Here is a 19,281-nt window from a genome sequence, read left to right on the forward strand (position 1 = left end):
GCGGGGTGGCAGGCGCCGTCGGTACCTGCCAACGCTTTCGACGACCGTGGAGGTCACCCCGGTGAGCGTGAACATCAAGCCGCTCGAGGACAAGATCCTCGTCCAGGCCAACGAGGCCGAGACGACGACCGCTTCCGGTCTTGTCATCCCGGACACCGCCAAGGAGAAGCCCCAGGAGGGCAAGGTCCTGGCCATCGGCCCGGGTCGCATCGACGACAAGGGCAACCGGATCCCGCTGGACGTCGCGGTCGGCGACGTCGTCGTCTACTCGAAGTACGGCGGCACGGAGCTCAAGCACAACGGCGAGGAGTACCTCATCCTCTCCGCGCGCGACGTGCTGGCCGTCATCAACTGACGTCGCTGTTCCGCTCAGGCGCCCCGGCGGCCCACTCCGGGCCGCCGGGGCTCTTGTGTCTTCAAGGACCTGAGAAAGGCTCGTAATGCCCAAGCAGATCAGCTTCGACGAGGACGCTCGTCGGGCTCTGGAGCGCGGCGTCAACAAGCTGGCCGACGCCGTCAAGGTGACCCTCGGCCCGCGCGGCCGGCACGTCGTGCTGGACAAGAAGTTCGGCGGCCCGACCGTCACCCTCGACGGCGTGACCGTGGCCCGCGAGGTGGAGCTCGAGGACTCGTACGAGAACCTCGGCGCCCAGCTGGCCAAGAGCGTCGCCACCAAGACCAACGACATCGCCGGCGACGGCACCACCACCGCGACGGTGCTGGCCCAGGCCCTGGTCCGGGTCGGCCTGCGCAACGTGGCCGCCGGCGCCAACCCCACCTCGCTGGGCCGCGGCATCCAGGCCGCCGTCGACCACGTGGTGGAGTTCCTGAAGAACAAGGCCACCCCGATCAAGGGCCGCGACAACGTCGCCCAGGTCGGCACGGTCTCCTCGCGTGACTCCTCGATCGGCGCGCTGCTCGGCGAGGCCATCGAGAAGGTCGGCGAGGACGGCGTCATCACCATCGAGGAGTCCTCGACGCTGGCCACCGAGCTGGAGATCACCGAGGGTGTCCAGTTCGACAAGGGCTACATCTCCGCCTACTTCGCCACCGACCCGGAGACGCAGGAGGCGGTCTACGAGGACGCCTACATCCTGCTGCACCGCGAGAAGATCTCGGCGCTGGCCGACCTGCTGCCGGTGCTGGAGAAGGTCGCGCAGGCCGGCAAGCCGCTGCTGATCGTGGCCGAGGACCTCGAGGGCGAGGCCCTGTCCACCCTGGTCGTCAACTCGATCCGCAAGACCATCAAGGTCGTCGCGGTGAAGGCCCCGTACTTCGGCGACCGCCGCAAGGCGTTCCTGGACGACCTGGCCACCGTCACCGGCGCGCAGGTCGTCGCGGCCGAGGTCGGCCTGAAGCTGTCCGAGGTCGGCCTGGAGGTGCTGGGCAACGTCCGGCGCGTGCACGTCACCAAGGACAACACCACGATCGTCGACGGCGCCGGCAAGTCCGAGGACGTCGCCGCCCGCGTGGAGCAGCTCCGCAAGGAGATCGAGGCCACCGACTCCGACTGGGACCGCGAGAAGCTGCAGGAGCGGCTGGCCAAGCTGTCCGGCGGCGTCGCGGTGATCAAGGTCGGCGCCGCCACCGAGACCGAGATGAAGGAGCGCAAGCACCGCATCGAGGACGCGGTCGCCGCCACCAAGGCCGCGGTCGAGGAGGGCATCGTGCCCGGCGGCGGTTCCGCCCTGGTGCACGCGGCCAAGGAGCTGGCCGACAACCTGGGCCTGACCGGCGACGAGGCCACCGGCGTGCGCATCGTGCGCGACGCCCTGTCCGCGCCGCTGTTCTGGATCGCCGCCAACGCCGGCCTCGAGGGCGCCGTCGTGGTGTCCAAGGTGTCGGACCTGGAGTGGGGCAAGGGCTTCAACGCCGCCACCCTGGAGTACGGCGACCTGGTCGGCGCCGGCGTCATCGACCCGGTGAAGGTCACCCGCTCCGCGGTCGCCAACGCCGCTTCCATCGCCCGCATGGTGCTCACCACGGAGAGCGCCGTCGTGGAGAAGAAGGAAGAGGAGCCGGCCGACGCCGGTCACGGCCACGGGCACGGCCACGGCCACTGAGGTCTGATCAGCACAGGAAGGGGCCCTTCCCGGCACTGCCGGGAAGGGCCCCTTCCTGTCCTGGAGTCACTGCATCGCCGGGTTCCACTGGTTGCGCTGCTCGCGGCGGCCGACCAGGAACCACAGCACGCTGCCGATCAGCGGCATCGCCCAGATCAGCAGGAACCACACCACCTTCATGCCCAGCGTCTGCTGGGAGGCGATCACGCTGAGCACCGCGACCACGGCGATCAGCACGTGCGCGATGGCCAGGGCGATCAGCCCGACCGCCGCCACCCCGGCGAAGACCTGTGCGAACTGGATCGCTGCCACGTGCACCTGAACCATCCCCTTCGTTCCCCGGCTACACCGACGAAGTTAGGGGTGCCCGTTCTCATCGGGCGTCCACCATGAAGATGGTCGTGCCGTCATACCTGGGACCTACGACGTGAGAACGAGCTGACGACGCCTCGACTTCAGGATGATGTCCCGCTCCGACTCCGACATGCCGCCCCAGATCCCGTACGGCTCCTGCACCGCCAGCGCGTGCCGCCGGCACATGTCCAGCACCGGGCAGCTCTGGCAGACCGCCTTGGCCCGGGCCTCCCGCCGCGATCGGGCCGGGCCTCGCTCACCGTCCGGATGAAAGAAGAAGGCGCTGTCCATGCCCCGGCAGTTGCCTTCCAGCTGCCAGTCCCAGACGTCCGCGTTCGGACCGGGAAGCCTCCGGGTGTCGGCCATCGAGAACCGCCTCCTCGCCGGGTCGGTGCCCATCGTGGTTGCTCCGTATGGCTTAACTGCGATCACCGTAGAACCGCGCCAAAACTTGTTCAAGAGTGTTGGAGGGGGAAGTTGTTCATTCCTGCTCACGGGTGATCAAGGTCCTCCACCTCTGGTGGCCTAGATCACACCGCGTGACGTGAGTTGCCGCCGTGAGAAGGTGCCCGGACCATGTCCACCGTGACGACTCAGCCGGAGCCCGCCCCCGCGGAGCGCGCAGCCGGCGAACCGATGCTCTCCGTTGCGGCAGTTGCCAGACGGCTCGGAGTCGCGCCCGCGACACTGCGCACCTGGGACCGCCGCTACGGCCTCGGGCCGACCGATCACACGACCGGTCGGCACCGCCGCTACGGCGCCCAGGACATCGCCCGGTTGGAACTCATGCAGCGGGCCCTGCTGCGCGGAGCGTCACCGGCCGAGGCCGCCCGCTACGCCTTGAGCAGCACAGTGCCGGCCCAGCGGCTGACCCTCTCGCCGCTGCCGGTGGACCCGCCCGAGCTCATCGTCGGCGGCGACGCGGACGACGAGCAGCCGGTCAGCACCGGCGGCCGGGTGCTGCGGCTGCCGGGCGTGAGCCGGCAGGCCCGGGGGCTGGGCCGGGCGGCGATGGCCATGGACGCCGTCTCGGTGCAGCAGCTGCTGCGGGACGCGCTGGCCGAGCTGGGCGTGCTGGACACGTGGAATTCGATGATCCGCCCGGTGCTGACCGGCATCGCCCAGCGCTGGCGGCACTCGGGTGAGGGCGTCGAGGTCGAGCACCTCTTCACTCAGTGCGTGACGGCCGCGCTGTCGGCGGCGCAGATCGGCGCGCCGGTGCCGGTGAATCCCCGGCCGGTGCTGCTGGCGTGCGTGCCGGAGGAGCAACACAGCCTGCCGTTGCAGGCGCTGGCCGCCGCGCTGGCCCAGAAGGGCGTGGGCACGATGATGCTGGGGGCGGCGTTGCCGGCGGATGCACTGGGAGCGGCCATCCGGCGGATCGCGCCGGCGGCGGTGTTCCTCTGGGCCCAGCTACCTAGGTATGCCCACTGCACTCTGTTGACGGAGCTGCCGCGGACCCGGCAGCGGATCCGGCTGTTCGTCGGCGGCCCGGGCTGGCAGCAGAGCAAGCTGCCGCCGCACGCGGAGCCGCTGGACTCGCTGTCCGCGGCCCTGGACCGCATCGCGTACGTGCTGCTGGGCGCCCATGGATGAGGTGCTGCGAGACGCCGCCTTCGGCAGCAGTCCCGGCGCCGACGTGTCCCGGGCGGCGGCGCAGGGCACGCCACGGCAGCGCTGGCTGGCCGCGGTCGTGCTCGGCGGGCAGGGCCACTACGCCGCCGCCACCGCACTGCTGACCGAGCTGCGGCACACCCCCGATCCGGTGCTGGCGTCACTGGCCGCGAGCACGCTGGCCTCCCAGCGCCGCCAGGTGGGGGGCCACGCCGCCGCGCGACGGCTCGACGGGGAGGCGCTGGCCCGCCTGGCCGGCGTGCCGCCGGTGGCCGACGATCCCGACTGCGTTGACGCGGCGGGAGCTCTGGCCGACGCCCTGACCGGTCTGGCGGCGGACGCGATCGGTGTCGGCGGCCCGGCCCGTCGCCTGCTTGTGGTGGCGGCCGACACGGTCGGGCGGCTGGGCGGCACCGAGCGTCATCGCTGGCGGTCGCGGGTGCGGCTGGACTGGGTTCGGGCGGAGATCGACTTGGCCGCCGGCCGGCCGGCGGAGGCCCTGGAGCCGGCCGAGCGGGCGGTGGCCCTCGCGACCGCCGCGGGGGCGGTCCGGCACCGCGTCAAGTCCCGGATGGTGCTCGCCGCCACCCTCGCAAATCTGCACGACGCGGTCTCGAAAGGGCGAGCTGAAGCCCTATTGGAGTGTGATGTGCGTCACAATGAGGCCTTGGGGCTACACCCCCTCGTGTGGCCCTGCGCACTGCTGTTGGGGGGCATGCGACCCGATGGGGCGCAGGCATGGCTCGAACGGGCTAAAGGGGTGCTGAGCTGCGTGTTGCTTCGCGCCGATCCGGCCGCCCGATCGCTCGCGGCGGCCTCCGTATGGGTGCCGTGACGCCGCTGCTCCGTTCCGGGGAACCCGGCTCGGCGGACATCCGGGCGAACTACTTGACGGATTAAGCACCGGATCGTGTCAAGGTTTCCCGCCCCGCGTCCGATAGGGGAAATGGAACGTCACTCGGCTGTCGGAAAGGAGTCCCCGTGACGACGGTCTTGATCTGCGACGACCGCCGCAGCGTGCGGGAGGGGCTGACGCGTGTCATGTCGGCAGTCCCTGGGGTCAGTCGCATCGACTGCGTGGCACACGGTGACGAGTTGTTGGCGCGGTTCTCCCGGCAGCCCGTGGATGTCGTACTGGTGGGAACCCAGCGCGCCGTGCCGACCGGTGTCGAAGCGACCCGGCGGCTCGTCTCGGCCAACCCCCAGGCCAACGTCATCGTCTTCGGCGCGCCGGACGACGCCGGCAGCATCGCCGCCGCGATCGCCGGCGGGGCCCGCGGCTACCTGCGCTGGGACGCGTCCCGGCCGGAGCTGGTCGCCGCGCTCGCGCACACGCTGGCCAGCACCTCGGTGCCGGCGCCCCGCCAGCCCTCGGACCCGGGCGTGCAGCTCACCGAGCGCGAGCTCCAGGTGCTGCGCGGCATGAGCCAGGGCAAGAGCAACGGACAGATCGGCCGCGAGCTGTACCTGTCCGAGGACACCGTCAAGACGCACGCGCGCCGCTTGTTCCGCAAGCTCGGCGTCCGTGACCGCGCTCAGGCCGTCGCGCACGGCTTCCGCCGCGGCCTGGTGTCGTAGTCGCAGGTCCCACTCGATCCAGTGTCGGGGACGCCACATTCTCCCGGGGCGTCCCCCGAGCGGAGGGCGGGGAAGCCGGTTCCCCGCTACCGCGTTGTCACCGGTGTCGCAACCGCACTGGTCCAGCTCAGCGAATCCTGAGCTGGACTGGCCCGTGTCTGCCTCCTGATGCCACACTCGGTGACCAAGGGTTACCCGCCGCGGCGTTACATCGGCGGTGTCGCCCGGTACGGTGAGTCGGACCGGGTTGAAGCGACCAACGTCTCGCATGCCGACTCCTCGGCGTGCCCAGAAGTAACACCAGGGCTGTTGTCTGCGATGAGCACTACGGGGGACGGACTGGACGCCGCAGTGGGCGCGGCCGTTGATGGCGACCGCCAGGCCATCGAGCGTGTCCTGGCGTCGATCCGCCCTCTGGTGGTGCGGTACTGCCGCGCCCGTGTCGGCAGGCAGGAGAGGTCTTTCGCCTCGGCGGACGACGTCGCCCAGGAGGTGTGTCTCGCGGTGCTCACGGCGCTGCCCGGTTACCGCGATCAGGGCCGGCCTTTTCTCGCCTTCGTGTACGGCATAGCCGCGCACAAGGTCGCCGACGCGCACCGCGCGGCCGCCCGCAACCGCGCCGAGCCCGTGCCCGAGGTCCCGGACGCCCCGGAGACCGACGCCGGGCCGGAACAGCGCGCGATGCACGGCGAGCTGTCCGAGCGCATGGCGCAGTTGCTGCGCATCCTGCCCGCGAAGCAGCGGGAGATCCTGTTGCTCCGCGTGGTCGTCGGCCTGTCGGCCGAGGAGACCGCGGACGCGGTGGGATCGACCCCGGGCGCGGTGCGGGTCGCCCAGCATCGGGCACTGGCGAGACTACGCAAGACGTTGGCAGCGGAGGAGGTGGTCTGAGTGGCCGAGCAGCACGGGCCCGGCGATGAGGATGCCGCCACGAGAGACTGGCAGTTCAGCGGCCGTCTGGTGGGCGATCTGGGGGTCAGTAGACCGGTGTTGACCGGCGACGACCCGCTGGAGCTGGTGAACGGGTTCGACCTGGGGGCCGACGTGCCGGTGGACCTGGGCGCGGTGCGGGCCGACGACGCCCTGCTGGACGCCCTGGGCGGAGGCAATCCCGATCTGAGTTCCGCGCTCGCCGGCCACGAGCTGAGCGCGTTGCTGCTGTCCTGGCGGCGTGACGTCGACAACGAGCCGTTCGGCGAGCTCGTCGACACCGAGACCGCGGCCCGGACCGTGCTGGACGCCCGGCGCGCCGCCCGCCGCCGACCCCGACTCCTGGTCCCGCTGGCCACCGCGGCCGCCGTGCTGGCCATCGCCTTCACCGGCGTGAGCCTCGCCGCCCGCGACGCCAGGCCCGGTGACGCCCTCTGGGGGCTTACCCAGATGCTCTACACCGACCACGCGCACTCCATCGAGGCCGCCGTGGCCGTCGAGTCCGACCTGAACGCCGCCCGCTCGGCCCTGAGCCAGGGCCGCATCGGCGACGCCCGCACCGCGCTGGCCAACGCCAAGAGCTCGCTGCCCCTGGTCTCCACCGAGGACGGCCGCTCGGACCTGTCCAAGACCCACCAGAGCCTGGTCAACGAGCTCAACACCACCGTCTCGCAGCCCACCTCCCCGTCGACGCCGTCCTCGCCGACGCTGACCTCGGACCCGGGCGTCACCAGCACGCCGCCGACCAGCACCACGACGACGCTGCCGACCACCACCACGACCACGCCCTCGACGCCGACGAGCTCCAGCTCGCCGCCCCCGTCGACCAGCTCCTCCGAGAGCGCCGGCAGCGGCCGCGGCAACCCGCCCGACCCGAGCAGCGGCAACCCGCCCAACGGCGGCACCAGCGGCGCCGGCGCCGCCACCGGCGACACCACCGCCACCAGCTGACCCCCAGAAGCTTGGAAGGGGGCTTTCCTGCACTTGGAGTGGAGGAAGGCCCCCTTCCAAGCGTTCGGGGCGGGGCGCCTGACGTGAGAAACGGACCTTTCCGGCATTTCGGGGGGAGGGGAAGGTCTGTTCCGAGTGTTATGGGCGGGGCGTCACAGTGTGAGCTTGCTCGCAGTTCAGCGGGCGCTCTCGCGTTCGTTGACGCCGTCGGCGTAGCCCCGGCAGTACTCCCAGCTCACGTAGTCGGCCGGGTCCGGGTCGAAGGCCGGCTCGTGCGGCCGCATGTGGCCGTCGTGCAGCAGCTGCTCCAGGCTGGCCTGGAGCAGGGCCCAGTCGTGGTAGTGGGGCTCGTCGCAGTCGCCGCAGTCCACCACCACCCCGCGGACCCCACGCGGCTGCAACAGCGCCTGGTAGACGGCGAGATCGCTGAGGTCGTTGATCAGCTCGGCCCGCTCCTCCTCGCCGATCGGGTCGTGCTCATGGTCGTCGTCGGCTTCGCGCAGCGCCCGAGCGGGGTCGTCGGGGTCGCCCGCGAAGGGGTCTGGAGGCAACGCGTCGTGCGGCACGACCCCGCACGGTACCGCGCCAGTCCAGAGATGGCTCCGGATACCATGGACACAGGCGCTCCGCCTGCGAAAATCCACCCTTTGTAGTCAGTGCAGGAAGGCCAGAGGCCCGAATCATGACCGAGCTCACCGCTCAGGAAACGCCGTCGAAGTTCGCCATGGTCGGGTTGACCTTCGACGACGTGCTGCTGCTGCCCGCCGAGTCCGACGTCATCCCGAGCCAGGTCGACACCTCGACCAAGCTTTCCCGCAACGTGACGCTGCGCATCCCGCTGGTCTCCGCCGCGATGGACACCGTGACCGAGGCCCGGATGGCCATCGCCATGGCCCGCCAGGGCGGCATCGGCGTGCTGCACCGCAACCTGTCCATCGAGGAGCAGACCGCGCAGGCCGAGGTGGTCAAGCGCTCCGAGGCCGGCATGGTGACCGACCCGGTGACCTGCTCGCCGGACGCCACCCTGGCCGAGGTGGACGCGCTGTGCGGCAAGTTCCGCATCTCCGGCGTGCCGGTGACCGAGCCGGACGGCAAGCTGATCGGCATCATCACCAACCGGGACATGCGCTTCGAGGTCGACCACAGCCGCCCGGTGCGCGAGGTGATGACCAAGGGTCCGCTGGTCACCGCCCAGGTGGGCGTGTCGGCCGAGGCCGCGCTGGGCCTGCTGCGCCGGCACAAGATCGAGAAGCTGCCGATCGTGGACGGCGACGGCAAGCTGCGCGGCCTGATCACCGTGAAGGACTTCGTCAAGACCGAGCAGTACCCGATGGCCACCAAGGACCCGGACGGCCGCCTGATCTGCGGCGCCGCGGTCGGCGTGGGCGAGGACGCCTACGCCCGGGCGATGAGCCTGGCCGAGGCCGGCGTGGACGTGCTGATGGTGGACACCGCGCACGGCCACTCCCGCAGCGTGCTGGAGATGGTGGCGCGGCTGAAGAAGGACCTGGGCGACACCGTCGACATCGTCGGCGGCAACGTGGCCACCCGGGTCGGCGCGCAGGCCATGGTGGACGCCGGCGCGGACGGCGTGAAGGTCGGCGTCGGCCCCGGCTCGATCTGCACCACTCGTGTGGTCGCCGGCGTCGGCGTGCCGCAGATCAGCGCCATCTACGAGGCCGACCAGGCCTGCCGGCCGGCCGGCGTGCCGGTCATCGGCGACGGCGGCATCCAGTACTCCGGCGACATCGCCAAGGCCATCGCCGCCGGCGCCAGCGCGGTGATGATGGGCGGCCTGCTCGGCGGCACCGCCGAGGCCCCTGGCGACCTGATCCTGGTCAACGGCAAGCAGTTCAAGATCTACCGGGGCATGGGCTCGCTGGGCGCGATGCAGTCGCGGGGCCAGGCCAAGTCGTACTCCAAGGACCGGTACTTCCAGGACGACGTGCTCAACGAGGACAAGCTGGTCCCCGAGGGCATCGAGGGCCGGGTGCCCTTCCGCGGCCCGCTGTCCCAGGTCACCCACCAGCTCATCGGCGGCCTGCGGGCCGGCATGGGCTACACCGGCTCCAGCACCATCGCCGAGCTCCAGTGCAAGCAGCTGGTGCGCATCACCGCGGCCGGTCTCAAGGAGTCGCACCCGCACGACATCACCATGACCGTGGAGGCTCCGAACTACACCACTCGGTGACATGCCGCGCGTTCCGCGCGGGGCGAGGCTGTGTTCACGCCGCGCGTTCCGCGCGGGGCGAGGCCGCTCGTGACCGGTGCCTTCCCTGGCCGGATTTAACCCGCCGCATCGGCTCGGGTGGTGGGTCGCCTCGGGTGGCGGCGGGTGAAATCCGGCTGCGGTCCAGGCACCGGCGCGGCCTCGCGAATGCCTCATCACCGGTTCACCTATTCTGTGCCGGTTGCCTTGTGAAGGGATCTGCCGTGCGGGACTTGGTCGAAATCGGGATGGGTCGCTCCGCGCGGCGGGCTTACGAGCTGGATGACATCGAGATCATCCCGTCGCGGCGGACGCGGTCGTCCAAGGACGTGTCGACGTCCTGGCAGATCGACGCCTACCGCTTCGACATCCCGCTGATCACGCACCCGACGGACGCGGTGGTCTCGCCGCGCACCGCGGTGGCGGTCGGCGAGCTGGGCGGGCTGGGCGTGATCAACGCCGAGGGCCTGTGGGCCCGGCACGGCGACGTCGAGGACGCCATGTTCCGGCTCACCCGGGCCGCCGAGGAGGACGACCCGCTGGCCGTCACCCGGCTGCTCCAGGAGCTGCACGCGGCGCCGATCCAGGCCGACCTGATCGCCGAGGCGATCAAGCAGGTGCGGGACTCGGGCGTCACGGTGGCGGTGCGGGTCAGCCCGCAGCGGGCCGCCGAGCTCACCCCGGACCTGCTGGCCGCGGGCGTGGAGATCCTCGTGTTGCAGGGCACGATCGTGTCGGCCGAGCACGTGGCCCGCGACGGCGAGCCGATCAACCTCAAGCAGTTCATCGCCGACCTGGACGTGCCGGTGATCGCCGGCGGCGTGGGCGACTACCGCACGGCCATGCACCTGATGCGCACCGGCGCGGCCGGCGTGATCGTGGGCTACGGGCACTCCAGCGGTGTCACCACCACCGACCAGGTGCTGGGCATCGGGGTCCCGATGGCCACCGCCATCGCCGACGCGGCGGCGGCCCGCCGGGACTACCTGGACGAGACCGGCGGCCGCTACGTGCACGTGATCGCCGACGGCGGCGTGCACTCCAGCGGCGACATCGCCAAGTCCATCGCCTGCGGCGCGGACGCGGTGATGCTGGGCGAGCCGCTGTCGGCCGCCACCGAGGCGCCCGGCCAGGGCCTGTACTGGACCTCGGCCGCCGCCCACCCGTCCGTGCCGCGCTCCCGGGTGACCGTCGGCGCGGAGGCCGAGGTGGACCTGCGCACGCTGCTGTTCGGGCCGTCCTCGGACCCGGACGGCGCGGTCAACCTGTTCGGCGCGCTGAAGCGGGCGATGGCCAAGACCGGCTACTCCGACCTCAAGGAGTTCCAGAAGGTCGGCCTCACGGTGCGCGGATGAGCGTGGCCGAGCGGGACGGCGTCGGCCTGGTCGAGCCGACCCAGGAGGACATCGAGTACGTCCAGGCCGACTTCGACGGCGACTTCGAGCCCGACGACGACGAGACCGTGCACGACCTGATCAAGGTGCAGATCCACCGGCTGCTGGTGGTGGACACCGCCACCGGCGAGCGGCTGGGCCTGGTCAGCTGGCATCCGGTGATGTACGGGCCGACCGTCGGCTGCGTGGCGTGGAACATCGGCATCGGGCTGCTGCCGTCCGCGCGCGGCCGGGGCGTCGGCACGCTCTCGCAGCGGCTGCTGGTGGAGCACCTGTTCGCCACCACGCCGTACGGCCGGATCGAGGCCGGCACCGATGCCGAGAACATCGCCGAGCAGCGGGCGCTGGAGAAGGCCGGCCTGATCCGCGAGGGCCTGATCCGCGGGGCCCACGTGCGCGGCGGGGTCCGTCGGGACATGGTCATGTACGGCGTTTTGCGGACCGATCTGGTGCCGTAAGCCCGTTCGGCCTACCCTCGGCGTATGGGCCTACTGACGAGTAGCAACGGTGCTCCCGTCGATTACGACGTCGTGGTGGTCGGCTCCGGCTTCGGCGGCAGCGTCGCCGCGCTGCGGCTGACCGAGAAGGGCTACCGGGTCGCCGTGCTGGAAGCGGGGCGGCGGTTCAGCGACGACGAGTTCGCCAAGACCTCGTGGGACCTGCGCCGCTTCCTCTGGGCCCCCGGCCTCGGCTGCTACGGCATCCAGCGGATCCACGCCCTGCGCAACGTCATGGTGCTGGCCGGGGCCGGTGTCGGCGGCGGGTCGCTGGTGTACGCCAACACCCTGTACCGGCCGCTCAAGCCGTTCTTCGCCGACCCGCAGTGGGCCCACATCACCGACTGGGAGGCCGAGCTCTCCCCGTTCTACGACCAGGCCAGCCGCATGCTCGGCGTGGTCACCAATCCCACGACCACGCCATCGGACCGGGTGATGCAGAAGGTCGCCGCGGACATGGGCATCTCCGACTCGTACCACCCGACGCCGGTCGGCGTGTACTTCGGCGAGCCGGGCCGGTCCGTCGCCGATCCCTTCTTCGGCGGGGTCGGGCCGTCGCGCACCGGGTGCACCGAGTGCGGCTCGTGCATGACCGGCTGCCGGGTCGGGGCCAAGAACACCCTGGTCAAGAACTACCTGTACCTGGCCGAGCAGGCCGGGGCCAAGGTGCTGCCGATGACCACCGTGACCGGGCTGCGGGAGCTGGCCGACGGCACGTGGCGGATCGACACCCGGCGCACCGGGGCCCGTGTCGGCGGCCGCTCGTCGCTGACCGCCGCCCGGGTCGTGCTGGCCGCCGGCACCTGGGGCACCCAGAACCTGCTGCACAAGATGCGTGACACCGGCGCCCTGCCCCGACTCTCCAAGCGCCTCGGCGAGCTCACCCGCACCAACTCCGAGGCCATCATCGGGGCGGGCCGGCTCAGCTTCGACCCGTCCCAGGACTTCAGCCGGGGCGTGGCCATCACCTCGTCCATCCACCCCGACGAGACCACCCACATCGAGCCCGTCCGCTACGGCAAGGGCAGCAACGCCATGGGGCTGCTGCAAACCGTCGCCACCGACGGCTCCCTGTCCACCGCCCGGTGGTTGCAGTTCCTGCGCTACGCCGTTCGGCATCCCCTCATCACCGCTCGGCTGCTGTCCGTGCACCGGTGGAGCGAACGGACCGTGATCCTGCTGGTGATGCAGAGCCTGGACAACTCCATCACCACCTACACCCGGCGCGGCAAGCTCACCTCCAAGCAGGGGCACGGCGAGCCGAACCCCGCCTTCATCCCCGCCGGCCACCTGGCCAACCAGTTGGCCGCCAAGCACATCGGCGGCTTCCCCGGCGGCACCTGGGGCGAGCTGGCCAACATCCCCCTGACCGCCCACTTCATCGGCGGCTGCGCCATCGGCTCGGACGCCTCCCAGGGCGTGATCGACCCGTACCACCGGGCTTTCGGCCACCCCGGGCTGTCCATTGTGGACGGTTCGGCCATCTCAGCCAACCTCGGCGTCAACCCCTCCCTGACCATCACCGCCCAGGCCGAGAGGGCCTTCTCCCTATGGCCAAACAAGGGCGAGGAGGACCAGCGCCCGGCCGAGGGCTACCGGCGGCTGGCCCCCGTCGCCCCCAAGCACCCCGTCGTTCCCGCCGACGCCCCGGGAGCGCTGCGCCTGACCGATCAGTGAGCCGGGTAGATCCGGAGCACGGCCACGCCGCCGAGCACGCCCTCGATCAGCACGGTGACGTTGTTGGCGGTGGCCTTCGCGGTGGCTTTGCCGGTGACGAGGGCGTTGCCGCTGGTCAGCTGGGTGCCTTCGCAGGCATTGGGGTCGGGGGCGTCGCAGCCGACGGTGAAGCCGCCGTCGCTGGTGGGGAGGAAGGACAGCGACACGGAGTCGGCGCCGATGGAGGCGACGGAGAGGGTGGCGCCGGCGCCCTCGGGCAGGCGGATGGGGCCGGGGGCGGAGACCTGGACCTCGCAGTTGTTGTCGGCGCAGGCGGAGAGGTCGGTGCCGTCGGCGGCCTTGGGCAGGGTCGGCTTGGGCGGCGTGGTGGTCGTGGTGGTTCTGGTGGCGGGGCGGGTCGTGGCGGGAGACGCGGAGCCGGCCTGGGGTGAGGTGCAGGCGGCGGCCAGCAGCGCGAGGGCGAGCACGCCGGCGAGTCGGGTCATGGGCGTAGGACACCACGGACCGGCCGGGAGAGGTCCCCGGTGGTCAGCGAGCGGTCGCCTCGGATCGTTGGAAGACTGCTGGCAACGCGGACGGTTCCGACGCGTCCTCGGGTGAGGAGGTGGTCAGGATGGCGATCAGCCGGCGGGCGTTCTTGCAGGCGGCCGGGTTGGGGGCGACGGCGGTCGCGGTGTCGGCCTGCGGCCCGACGACGGGCGCGCCCGGCCCCACGACGACCAGCGCCAGCCCGACGCCGACCACGACGACGAGGCCGCCGGCGGTGCCGGCGGACTGGGAGAAGCTGCGGGGGCAGCTGAAGGGCAAGCTGGTGCTGCCGAGCGACGCGGGGTACGCGACGGCGAAGCTGGCCTACAACCCGTTGTTCGACAGCCGAAAGCCGGCGGCGGTGGCGCAGGTGGCGAACCCGAGCGACGTCCAGGCCTGCGTGGCCCTGGCCTACGCCTCGAGGATCCCGATCGCGGCCCGCAGCGGCGGCCACAGCTACGTCGGATACTCCACACCGGACAGTGGCCTGGTGGTGGATCTGGGTGGCATGAGCGATGTGCAGGTGCAGGCCGACGGCACGGCGACGATCGGGGCCGGCGCGCGGCTGATGGACGTCTATGTGGCGCTGGCCAACGCGGGGCGGTGCCTGCCGGCGGGGTCGTGCCCGACGGTGGGCATCGGCGGCCTGACGCTGGGCGGCGGGGTCGGGGTGCTGACCACGAAGTACGGCCTGACCTGCGACAAGCTGGTGTCGGCGCAGATCGTGACCGGCGACGGCAAGCTGCGCACGGTGTCGGCCTCGCAGGAGCCGGACCTGTTCTGGGCGCTGCGCGGCGGGGGCGGCGGCAACTTCGGCGTGGTCACCTCGTTCACGTTCCAGACCGAGCCGGCCCCGCAGCTGACGGTGTTCCAGCTCCAGTTCCCGAGCGGCTCGGTGGCCGACGTGCTCGGCGGCTGGCAGCAGTTCGTGGCCGACGCGCCGGACGAGCTGTGGACGACGATGGGCGTGTCCGGTGGGAATCCGCCGACGTGCCGGGTCAACGGCTGTTTCGTCGGCTCGCAGTCGGGGCTGAATCCCTTGCTGAGCAAGCTGATCGCCGCCACTGGCGTGCAGCCCAACAGCCGGTACACGCTGGCGAAGTCCTATTTGGACGGTATGAAGTACTTCGGCGGCTGCGCCAGCTACAGCAACGCCCAGTGCACGCCCAGCTGGAACGGAAACGGCGTGCTGAAGCGGGAATCGTTCACGGCGACCTCGCGTGTGCTGGCGAAGCCGTTGTCGGACACCGGAAAGTTCGCCGAGCTGATGTCCGGCCGCAACGGCATGGACGTCCTGTTCGACAGCATCGGCGGCGCGGCGGCCCGGGTCGGCGCGACCGACACCGCCTTCCCGCACCGCGGATCCCTTGCCACCGCCCAGATCTACCAGGGCTCGACCGCGGCATCGGCCCGCACGGCGGTCGGCGAGGTCCGGGACAACCTGGGCGACCTGATCGGCGACGGCGCGTACGTCAACTACATCGACGCCGGCATCAAGGACTGGGCAACCGCCTACTACGGCCCGAACGTGGCCAAGCTGCGCAAGGTCGCCCAGCAGTACGACCCGGACGGCGTGCTGTCCTTCGACCAGTCGGTGGCCAAGGCGTGACATTGGGGCGCTCCCGGGGGAGCGCCCCAATGCTCAGAACTTCACGTTGGTCAGCACCATCACGCGTTCCTCGGTGAAGTCGGCCATCGCCGAGCGCAGGCCCTCACGGCCGAAGCCGGAGCCCTTCACGCCGCCGTAGGGCATCTGGTCGGCCCGGTAGGACGGCACGTCGCCGACGATCAGGCCGCCGACCTCCAGTTCGGCCGAGGCCCGGAAGGCCAGCTGGAGGTTGTGCGTGAACAGCCCGGCCTGCAGGCCGTAGGCCGAGTCGTTGACCGCGGCGATGGCGGCGTCCTCACCGTCCACAACGGACACCGCGAGCACCGGGCCGAAGACCTCCTCGGCCCAGACCTTGCTGTCCTCAGGCACGTTGGCCAGCACGGTGGGCTCGATGGTGGCGCCGGCGCGGTGGCCGCCGGCCAGCAGCTCGGCCCCGCCCTTGACCGCCTCGTCGACCCAGGACGCGACGCGCTCGGCGGCGGCGGTGTCGACCAGCGGCCCGACCTCGACGTCCGGGTCGTGCGGGTCGCCGGTGATCAGGTCGCGGACGCTGGCCACCAGGCGCGGCACGAACTCCTCGGCCACCTTCGAGTCGACGATCACCCGCTGCACCGCGATGCACGACTGCCCGGCCTGGTAGTTGGCGAACAGCGCGATGCGCTTGGCCGCGAAGTCCAGGTCGGCCTCGGAGCTCCAGTCCCCGGCGACCACGGCCGCGGCGTTGCCGCCCAGCTCCAGCACGACGTGCTTGCGCGGCGCCGAGTCCATGATCGACCAGCCGACCGGGCCGGAGCCGGTGAACGACACCACCGGCAGCCGCGGGTCCTTGACCAGGGCGACGGTCTCCTCGTTGCCCACCGGCAGCACCGAGAACGCGCCCGCCGGCAGGTCGGTCTCGGCCAGCAGCTCGCCCAGGATCAGCGCGGACAGGGGGGTGCGCGGGGCCGGCTTGACGATGATCGGCGAGCCCACCGCCAGCGCCGGCGCGACCTTGTGCGCCACCAGGTTCAGCGGGAAGTTGAACGGCGCGATGCCTAGCACCGGGCCGCGCGAGACCCGCCGCACCAGGGCCAGCCGGCCCTCGGCCGCCGGGTCGGTGTCCAGGCGCTGCATCTCGCCGGTGAACCGGCGGGCCTCCTCGGCCGCGAACCGGAACGTGGACACGGCCCGGTTCACCTCGGCCTCGGCCCACCTCAGCGGCTTGCCGTTCTCGGCGGTGATGACCTCGGCGATCTCCTCGCGGCGGACCGCGAGCTGCTCGGAGACGTGCATCAGCGCCGAGGCCCGCAGGTGAGCCGGCGAGGAGCGGAACGCCACGGCCACGTCGGCGGCGGCCTGCACGGCCCGTTCCACCTGGTCGGGGCCGGGCACGGCGACGGAGGCGACCTCGGTGCCGTCGTACGGGTGGTGCACCAGCAGCTCGGTCGCGCCCTGCTCGGGCTGACCGGCGATCCAGCTCGGGCGGGGCTTCGCCTCGATCGCGTCGTCCATGCCCTCACGATAGGACCACCACACCCGGTAACGCCGGTGGCCATTGGGTACAACGTGACAGGTCAACCGCTACAAAGTGTCCCCATGAGCAGCGGCAGCGCCGCGGCGTGCGCCCGGTACATGACGTTGTGCTGCTCGGCCCGCTGCGTCACGAACCGAGGGTCCTGTTCGACCTGCTCGGCCATCGCGACCAAATAGGACGCCATGTTGTCCGCCACCCCGCGCCGGGTCGACTCGGAGGCGCCGTAGGCGTCGCAGAACAGGGCCGCGCCGCGCAGCTGCCGCTCCAGCGGCGTCTCGGGGTAGAGCGGGGCGAACCGGTACACCCCGTAGGCTACGTCGTACCAGCGCGGGCCGGGCAGCGCCCAGTCGAAGTCGATCATCCCGACCGCGGTGTCGCCGTCGAAGGCCAGGTTGTACTGCGCGAAGTCGCCGTGGCAGAGCACCTCGACCGGCTCGACCGCCGCCCGCTGCCAGCCGTCGCCGGGCTCGAAGCCCAGCGTGGCGTCGTGATAGCGGCGCAGCAGCCGGGCCGCGCTGACCACCGCCTCGTCGCTGGTCGGGAAGTGGTGACCAACTTCACCCGGCACGTAGGACAGCACTTCCCGGCCCTCTTCGTCGAACCCGAAGGGGAGCGGGGCTTGGGCGAATCCGGCCTCGGAAACGTGGCGCAGCAAGGCATGCACGCGTTCCGTCCACGGGCCGGCCGGGCGGTGCACGCGGCCGTCGATCAACCACACCGTGTTCAGCCCGCCGCGCAGCTCCACCCGGTGCACGCTAGCGACGCGGAGAACTGGGAAGATAGCGAATATCCCCCGACCAGGAGGTCCGCTGATCGTGAGCCGACCCGTGCTCGTCGTCGACTTCGGCGCGCAGTACGCCCAGCTGATCGCGCGCCGGGTGCGCGAGGCCCAGGTGTACTCCGAGGTTGTCCCGCACACCGCCACCGTCGACGAACTCGTTGCCAAGAACCCGGCGGCCATCGTGCTGTCCGGCGGCCCGTCCAGCGTGTACGCGGACAACGCCCCGCAGATCGACCCGGCGCTGTTCGACACGGGCATCCCGGTGTTCGGCATCTGCTACGGCTTCCAGGCCATGGCTCAGGCGCTGGGCGGCGTGGTGGCCCACACGGGAGCCCGCGAGTACGGCCGCACCGACCTGTCGGCCGACGGCGGCGTGCTGCACGAGGACCTGCCGGCCCACCACCCGGTGTGGATGAGCCACGGCGACAGCGTCACCAAGGCCCCCGAGGGCTTCACGGTGACGGCGAGCAGCGACGGCGCGCCGGTCGCGGGCTTCGAGAACGTGGAGAAGCGCTTCGCGGGCGTGCAGTACCACCCCGAGGTGGGGCACTCCCCCCACGGCCAGGAGGTGCTGCGCCGTTTCCTGCACGACATCGCGGGCATCCGTCCCCAGTGGACGACGGCGTCGATCGTGGACGAGCAGGTGGCGCGGATCCGGGAGCAGGTCGGCGAGGGCCGGGCCATCTGCGGCCTGTCCGGCGGCGTGGACTCGGCGGTGGCCGCGGCCCTGGTGCAGCGGGCCATCGGGGATCGGCTGACCTGCGTGTTCGTCGACCACGGCCTGTTGCGCGCGGGTGAGCGCACGCAGGTGGAGCGGGACTTCGTGGCGGCGACCGGGGTCAACCTGGTCACCGTGGACGCCCGCGAGCGGTTCCTGGGCGCGCTGGCCGGGGTCAGCGACCCGGAGCAGAAGCGCAAGATCATCGGCCGCGAGTTCATCCGCGTGTTCGAGCAGGCGGCCCAGGACCTCCAGGACAAGGAGCAGTACGACTTCCTGGTCCAGGGCACGCTCTACCCGGACGTGGTGGAGTCCGGCGGCGGCGCCGGCACCGCGAACATCAAGAGCCACCACAACGTCGGCGGCCTGCCCGAGGACCTCCAGTTCACGCTGGTGGAGCCGCTGCGCGCGCTGTTCAAGGACGAGGTGCGCCGGGTCGGCCTGGAGCTGGGCCTGCCCGAGACGATCGTGCACCGGCAGCCGTTCCCCGGCCCGGGCCTGGGCATCCGCATCATCGGCGAGGTGACGGCCGAGCGCCTGGAGATCCTGCGCGCCGCCGACGCCATCGCCCGCGAGGAGCTGACCTCGGCCGGCCTGGACCGCGACATCTGGCAGTGCCCGGTGGTGCTGCTGGCCGACGTGCGCAGCGTCGGCGTGCAGGGCGACGGCCGCACCTACGGCCACCCGGTGGTGCTGCGCCCGGTGTCCAGCGAGGACGCCATGACCGCGGACTGGACCCGGCTGCCCTACGACGTGCTGGAGCGGATCTCCACCCGCATCACCAACGAGGTGGCCGACGTCAACCGAGTGGTCCTCGACGTGACGAGCAAGCCCCCGGGCACCATCGAGTGGGAGTGACCCCCTG

At 71.5% G+C, this 19,281-nt stretch carries 19 protein-coding genes; 13 read left to right on the forward strand and 6 right to left on the reverse strand.

The features are described from left to right. Positions 1 to 61 precede the first annotated feature (61 nt). Both groES and groL read left to right on the forward strand, forming a co-directional pair. Positions 62 to 355, forward strand: coding sequence for a co-chaperone GroES (gene groES, locus ACIG5F_RS29570; RefSeq protein ID WP_211765059.1), 294 nt, complete (start codon positions 62 to 64; stop codon positions 353 to 355). Positions 356 to 440: 85 nt separating this feature from the next. Then, the gene (gene groL, locus ACIG5F_RS29575) at positions 441 to 2,063 is read left to right on the forward strand and encodes a chaperonin GroEL (RefSeq protein WP_396523003.1); all 1,623 of its coding nucleotides are present in this window, start codon (positions 441 to 443) and stop codon (positions 2,061 to 2,063) included. A 66-nt stretch (positions 2,064 to 2,129) separates the two neighbouring features. Here groL and ACIG5F_RS29580 read toward each other — a convergent pair whose 3' ends face one another. Together ACIG5F_RS29580 and ACIG5F_RS29585 are read right to left on the reverse strand one after the other, a co-directional pair. Next, positions 2,130 to 2,375, reverse strand: a complete 246-nt coding sequence (locus ACIG5F_RS29580; RefSeq protein ID WP_396523005.1) for a PLDc N-terminal domain-containing protein — start codon at positions 2,373 to 2,375, stop codon at positions 2,130 to 2,132. Positions 2,376 to 2,483: 108 nt separating this feature from the next. Then, a complete protein-coding gene (locus ACIG5F_RS29585) occupies positions 2,484 to 2,783 on the reverse strand; it encodes a WhiB family transcriptional regulator (RefSeq protein ID WP_396523007.1) in 300 nt (99 codons plus the stop codon). Between the two features lie 210 nt (positions 2,784 to 2,993). Between ACIG5F_RS29585 and ACIG5F_RS29590 the strand changes: the two genes are divergently transcribed. The 5 genes from ACIG5F_RS29590 to ACIG5F_RS29610 all read left to right on the forward strand — a co-directional run bounded on the left by ACIG5F_RS29590 (position 2,994) and on the right by ACIG5F_RS29610 (position 7,490). Further along, a complete protein-coding gene (locus ACIG5F_RS29590) occupies positions 2,994 to 4,013 on the forward strand; it encodes a MerR family transcriptional regulator (protein ID WP_396523009.1) in 1,020 nt (339 codons plus the stop codon). Next, complete coding sequence (locus tag ACIG5F_RS29595) at positions 4,006 to 4,866, forward strand: hypothetical protein (RefSeq protein WP_396523011.1); 861 nt, start codon at positions 4,006 to 4,008, stop codon at positions 4,864 to 4,866. The genes ACIG5F_RS29590 and ACIG5F_RS29595 overlap by 8 nt, the downstream gene beginning before the upstream one ends. Before the next feature lie 146 nt (positions 4,867 to 5,012). Next, positions 5,013 to 5,609, forward strand: coding sequence for a response regulator transcription factor (locus tag ACIG5F_RS29600; RefSeq protein WP_015805222.1), 597 nt, complete (start codon positions 5,013 to 5,015; stop codon positions 5,607 to 5,609). Between the two features lie 318 nt (positions 5,610 to 5,927). Continuing rightward, positions 5,928 to 6,500 (forward strand): sigma-70 family RNA polymerase sigma factor, encoded by a 573-nt coding sequence (locus ACIG5F_RS29605; protein ID WP_184864544.1) that lies wholly within the window; start codon positions 5,928 to 5,930, stop codon positions 6,498 to 6,500. Then, positions 6,501 to 7,490 carry an anti-sigma-D factor RsdA gene (locus ACIG5F_RS29610; protein WP_396523013.1) on the forward strand — a complete coding sequence of 330 codons (990 nt, stop codon included), beginning with the start codon at positions 6,501 to 6,503 and terminating at the stop codon, positions 7,488 to 7,490. Between the two features lie 176 nt (positions 7,491 to 7,666). Here ACIG5F_RS29610 and ACIG5F_RS29615 read toward each other — a convergent pair whose 3' ends face one another. Next, positions 7,667 to 8,056: a DUF5319 domain-containing protein gene (locus ACIG5F_RS29615; protein ID WP_396523015.1), complete on the reverse strand. Its 390-nt coding sequence runs from the start codon at positions 8,054 to 8,056 to the stop codon at positions 7,667 to 7,669. Between the two features lie 116 nt (positions 8,057 to 8,172). Between ACIG5F_RS29615 and guaB the strand changes: the two genes are divergently transcribed. The 4 genes from guaB (at position 8,173) to ACIG5F_RS29635 (ending at position 13,267) form a co-directional block, all read left to right on the forward strand. After that, positions 8,173 to 9,681, forward strand: a complete 1,509-nt coding sequence (guaB, locus tag ACIG5F_RS29620; protein ID WP_396523017.1) for an IMP dehydrogenase — start codon at positions 8,173 to 8,175, stop codon at positions 9,679 to 9,681. A 242-nt stretch (positions 9,682 to 9,923) separates the two neighbouring features. Continuing rightward, on the forward strand, positions 9,924 to 11,054 hold the full coding sequence (locus ACIG5F_RS29625) for a GuaB3 family IMP dehydrogenase-related protein (RefSeq protein ID WP_396523018.1): 1,131 nt from the start codon (positions 9,924 to 9,926) through the stop codon (positions 11,052 to 11,054). Then, positions 11,051 to 11,551: a GNAT family N-acetyltransferase gene (locus tag ACIG5F_RS29630; protein WP_396523020.1), complete on the forward strand. Its 501-nt coding sequence runs from the start codon at positions 11,051 to 11,053 to the stop codon at positions 11,549 to 11,551. The genes ACIG5F_RS29625 and ACIG5F_RS29630 overlap by 4 nt, the downstream gene beginning before the upstream one ends. A 24-nt stretch (positions 11,552 to 11,575) precedes the next feature. Continuing rightward, positions 11,576 to 13,267: a GMC oxidoreductase gene (locus ACIG5F_RS29635; RefSeq protein ID WP_396523022.1), complete on the forward strand. Its 1,692-nt coding sequence runs from the start codon at positions 11,576 to 11,578 to the stop codon at positions 13,265 to 13,267. On the opposite strand, the gene ACIG5F_RS29640 is transcribed toward ACIG5F_RS29635, so the two are convergent. Further along, positions 13,261 to 13,752 (reverse strand): hypothetical protein, encoded by a 492-nt coding sequence (locus ACIG5F_RS29640; RefSeq protein ID WP_396523024.1) that lies wholly within the window; start codon positions 13,750 to 13,752, stop codon positions 13,261 to 13,263. The two genes, ACIG5F_RS29635 and ACIG5F_RS29640, sit on opposite strands and share 7 nt — an antisense overlap. 128 nt (positions 13,753 to 13,880) lie before the next feature. Here ACIG5F_RS29640 and ACIG5F_RS29645 point away from each other — a divergent pair, with 128 nt between their 5' ends. Continuing rightward, a complete protein-coding gene (locus tag ACIG5F_RS29645) occupies positions 13,881 to 15,404 on the forward strand; it encodes an FAD-binding oxidoreductase (RefSeq protein WP_396523026.1) in 1,524 nt (507 codons plus the stop codon). Between the two features lie 33 nt (positions 15,405 to 15,437). Here ACIG5F_RS29645 and ACIG5F_RS29650 read toward each other — a convergent pair whose 3' ends face one another. Next, a complete protein-coding gene (locus ACIG5F_RS29650; RefSeq protein ID WP_396523028.1) occupies positions 15,438 to 16,895 on the reverse strand; it encodes an aldehyde dehydrogenase family protein in 1,458 nt (485 codons plus the stop codon). A gap of 62 nt (positions 16,896 to 16,957) precedes the next feature. Continuing rightward, a complete protein-coding gene (locus ACIG5F_RS29655; protein WP_396523030.1) occupies positions 16,958 to 17,662 on the reverse strand; it encodes an aminoglycoside phosphotransferase family protein in 705 nt (234 codons plus the stop codon). A gap of 67 nt (positions 17,663 to 17,729) precedes the next feature. On the opposite strand from ACIG5F_RS29655, the gene guaA reads away from it, so the two are divergent. After that, positions 17,730 to 19,274, forward strand: coding sequence for a glutamine-hydrolyzing GMP synthase (gene guaA, locus ACIG5F_RS29660; RefSeq protein ID WP_396523126.1), 1,545 nt, complete (start codon positions 17,730 to 17,732; stop codon positions 19,272 to 19,274). The last annotated feature ends 7 nt before the right edge of the window (positions 19,275 to 19,281 follow it).

Source organism: Kutzneria sp. NPDC052558 (assembly GCF_044547355.1).
Taxonomy (GTDB): domain Bacteria; phylum Actinomycetota; class Actinomycetes; order Mycobacteriales; family Pseudonocardiaceae; genus Kutzneria.

Excerpts from the sequence above, each read along its gene's own strand:
- ACIG5F_RS29630 (WP_396523020.1), top strand. The coding sequence starts at position 11,051 with ATGAGCGTGGCCGAGCGGGACGGCGTCGGCCTGGTCGAGCCGACCCAG.
- ACIG5F_RS29640 (WP_396523024.1), bottom strand. The coding sequence starts at position 13,752 with ATGACCCGACTCGCCGGCGTGCTCGCCCTCGCGCTGCTGGCCGCCGCC.
- ACIG5F_RS29650 (WP_396523028.1), bottom strand. The coding sequence starts at position 16,895 with ATGGACGACGCGATCGAGGCGAAGCCCCGCCCGAGCTGGATCGCCGGT.
- ACIG5F_RS29590 (WP_396523009.1), top strand. The coding sequence starts at position 2,994 with ATGTCCACCGTGACGACTCAGCCGGAGCCCGCCCCCGCGGAGCGCGCA.
- groL (WP_396523003.1), top strand. The coding sequence starts at position 441 with ATGCCCAAGCAGATCAGCTTCGACGAGGACGCTCGTCGGGCTCTGGAG.
- guaB (WP_396523017.1), top strand. The coding sequence starts at position 8,173 with ATGACCGAGCTCACCGCTCAGGAAACGCCGTCGAAGTTCGCCATGGTC.
- ACIG5F_RS29645 (WP_396523026.1), top strand. The coding sequence starts at position 13,881 with ATGGCGATCAGCCGGCGGGCGTTCTTGCAGGCGGCCGGGTTGGGGGCG.
- ACIG5F_RS29605 (WP_184864544.1), top strand. The coding sequence starts at position 5,928 with ATGAGCACTACGGGGGACGGACTGGACGCCGCAGTGGGCGCGGCCGTT.
- ACIG5F_RS29635 (WP_396523022.1), top strand. The coding sequence starts at position 11,576 with ATGGGCCTACTGACGAGTAGCAACGGTGCTCCCGTCGATTACGACGTC.
- ACIG5F_RS29595 (WP_396523011.1), top strand. The coding sequence starts at position 4,006 with ATGGATGAGGTGCTGCGAGACGCCGCCTTCGGCAGCAGTCCCGGCGCC.
- ACIG5F_RS29585 (WP_396523007.1), bottom strand. The coding sequence starts at position 2,783 with ATGGCCGACACCCGGAGGCTTCCCGGTCCGAACGCGGACGTCTGGGAC.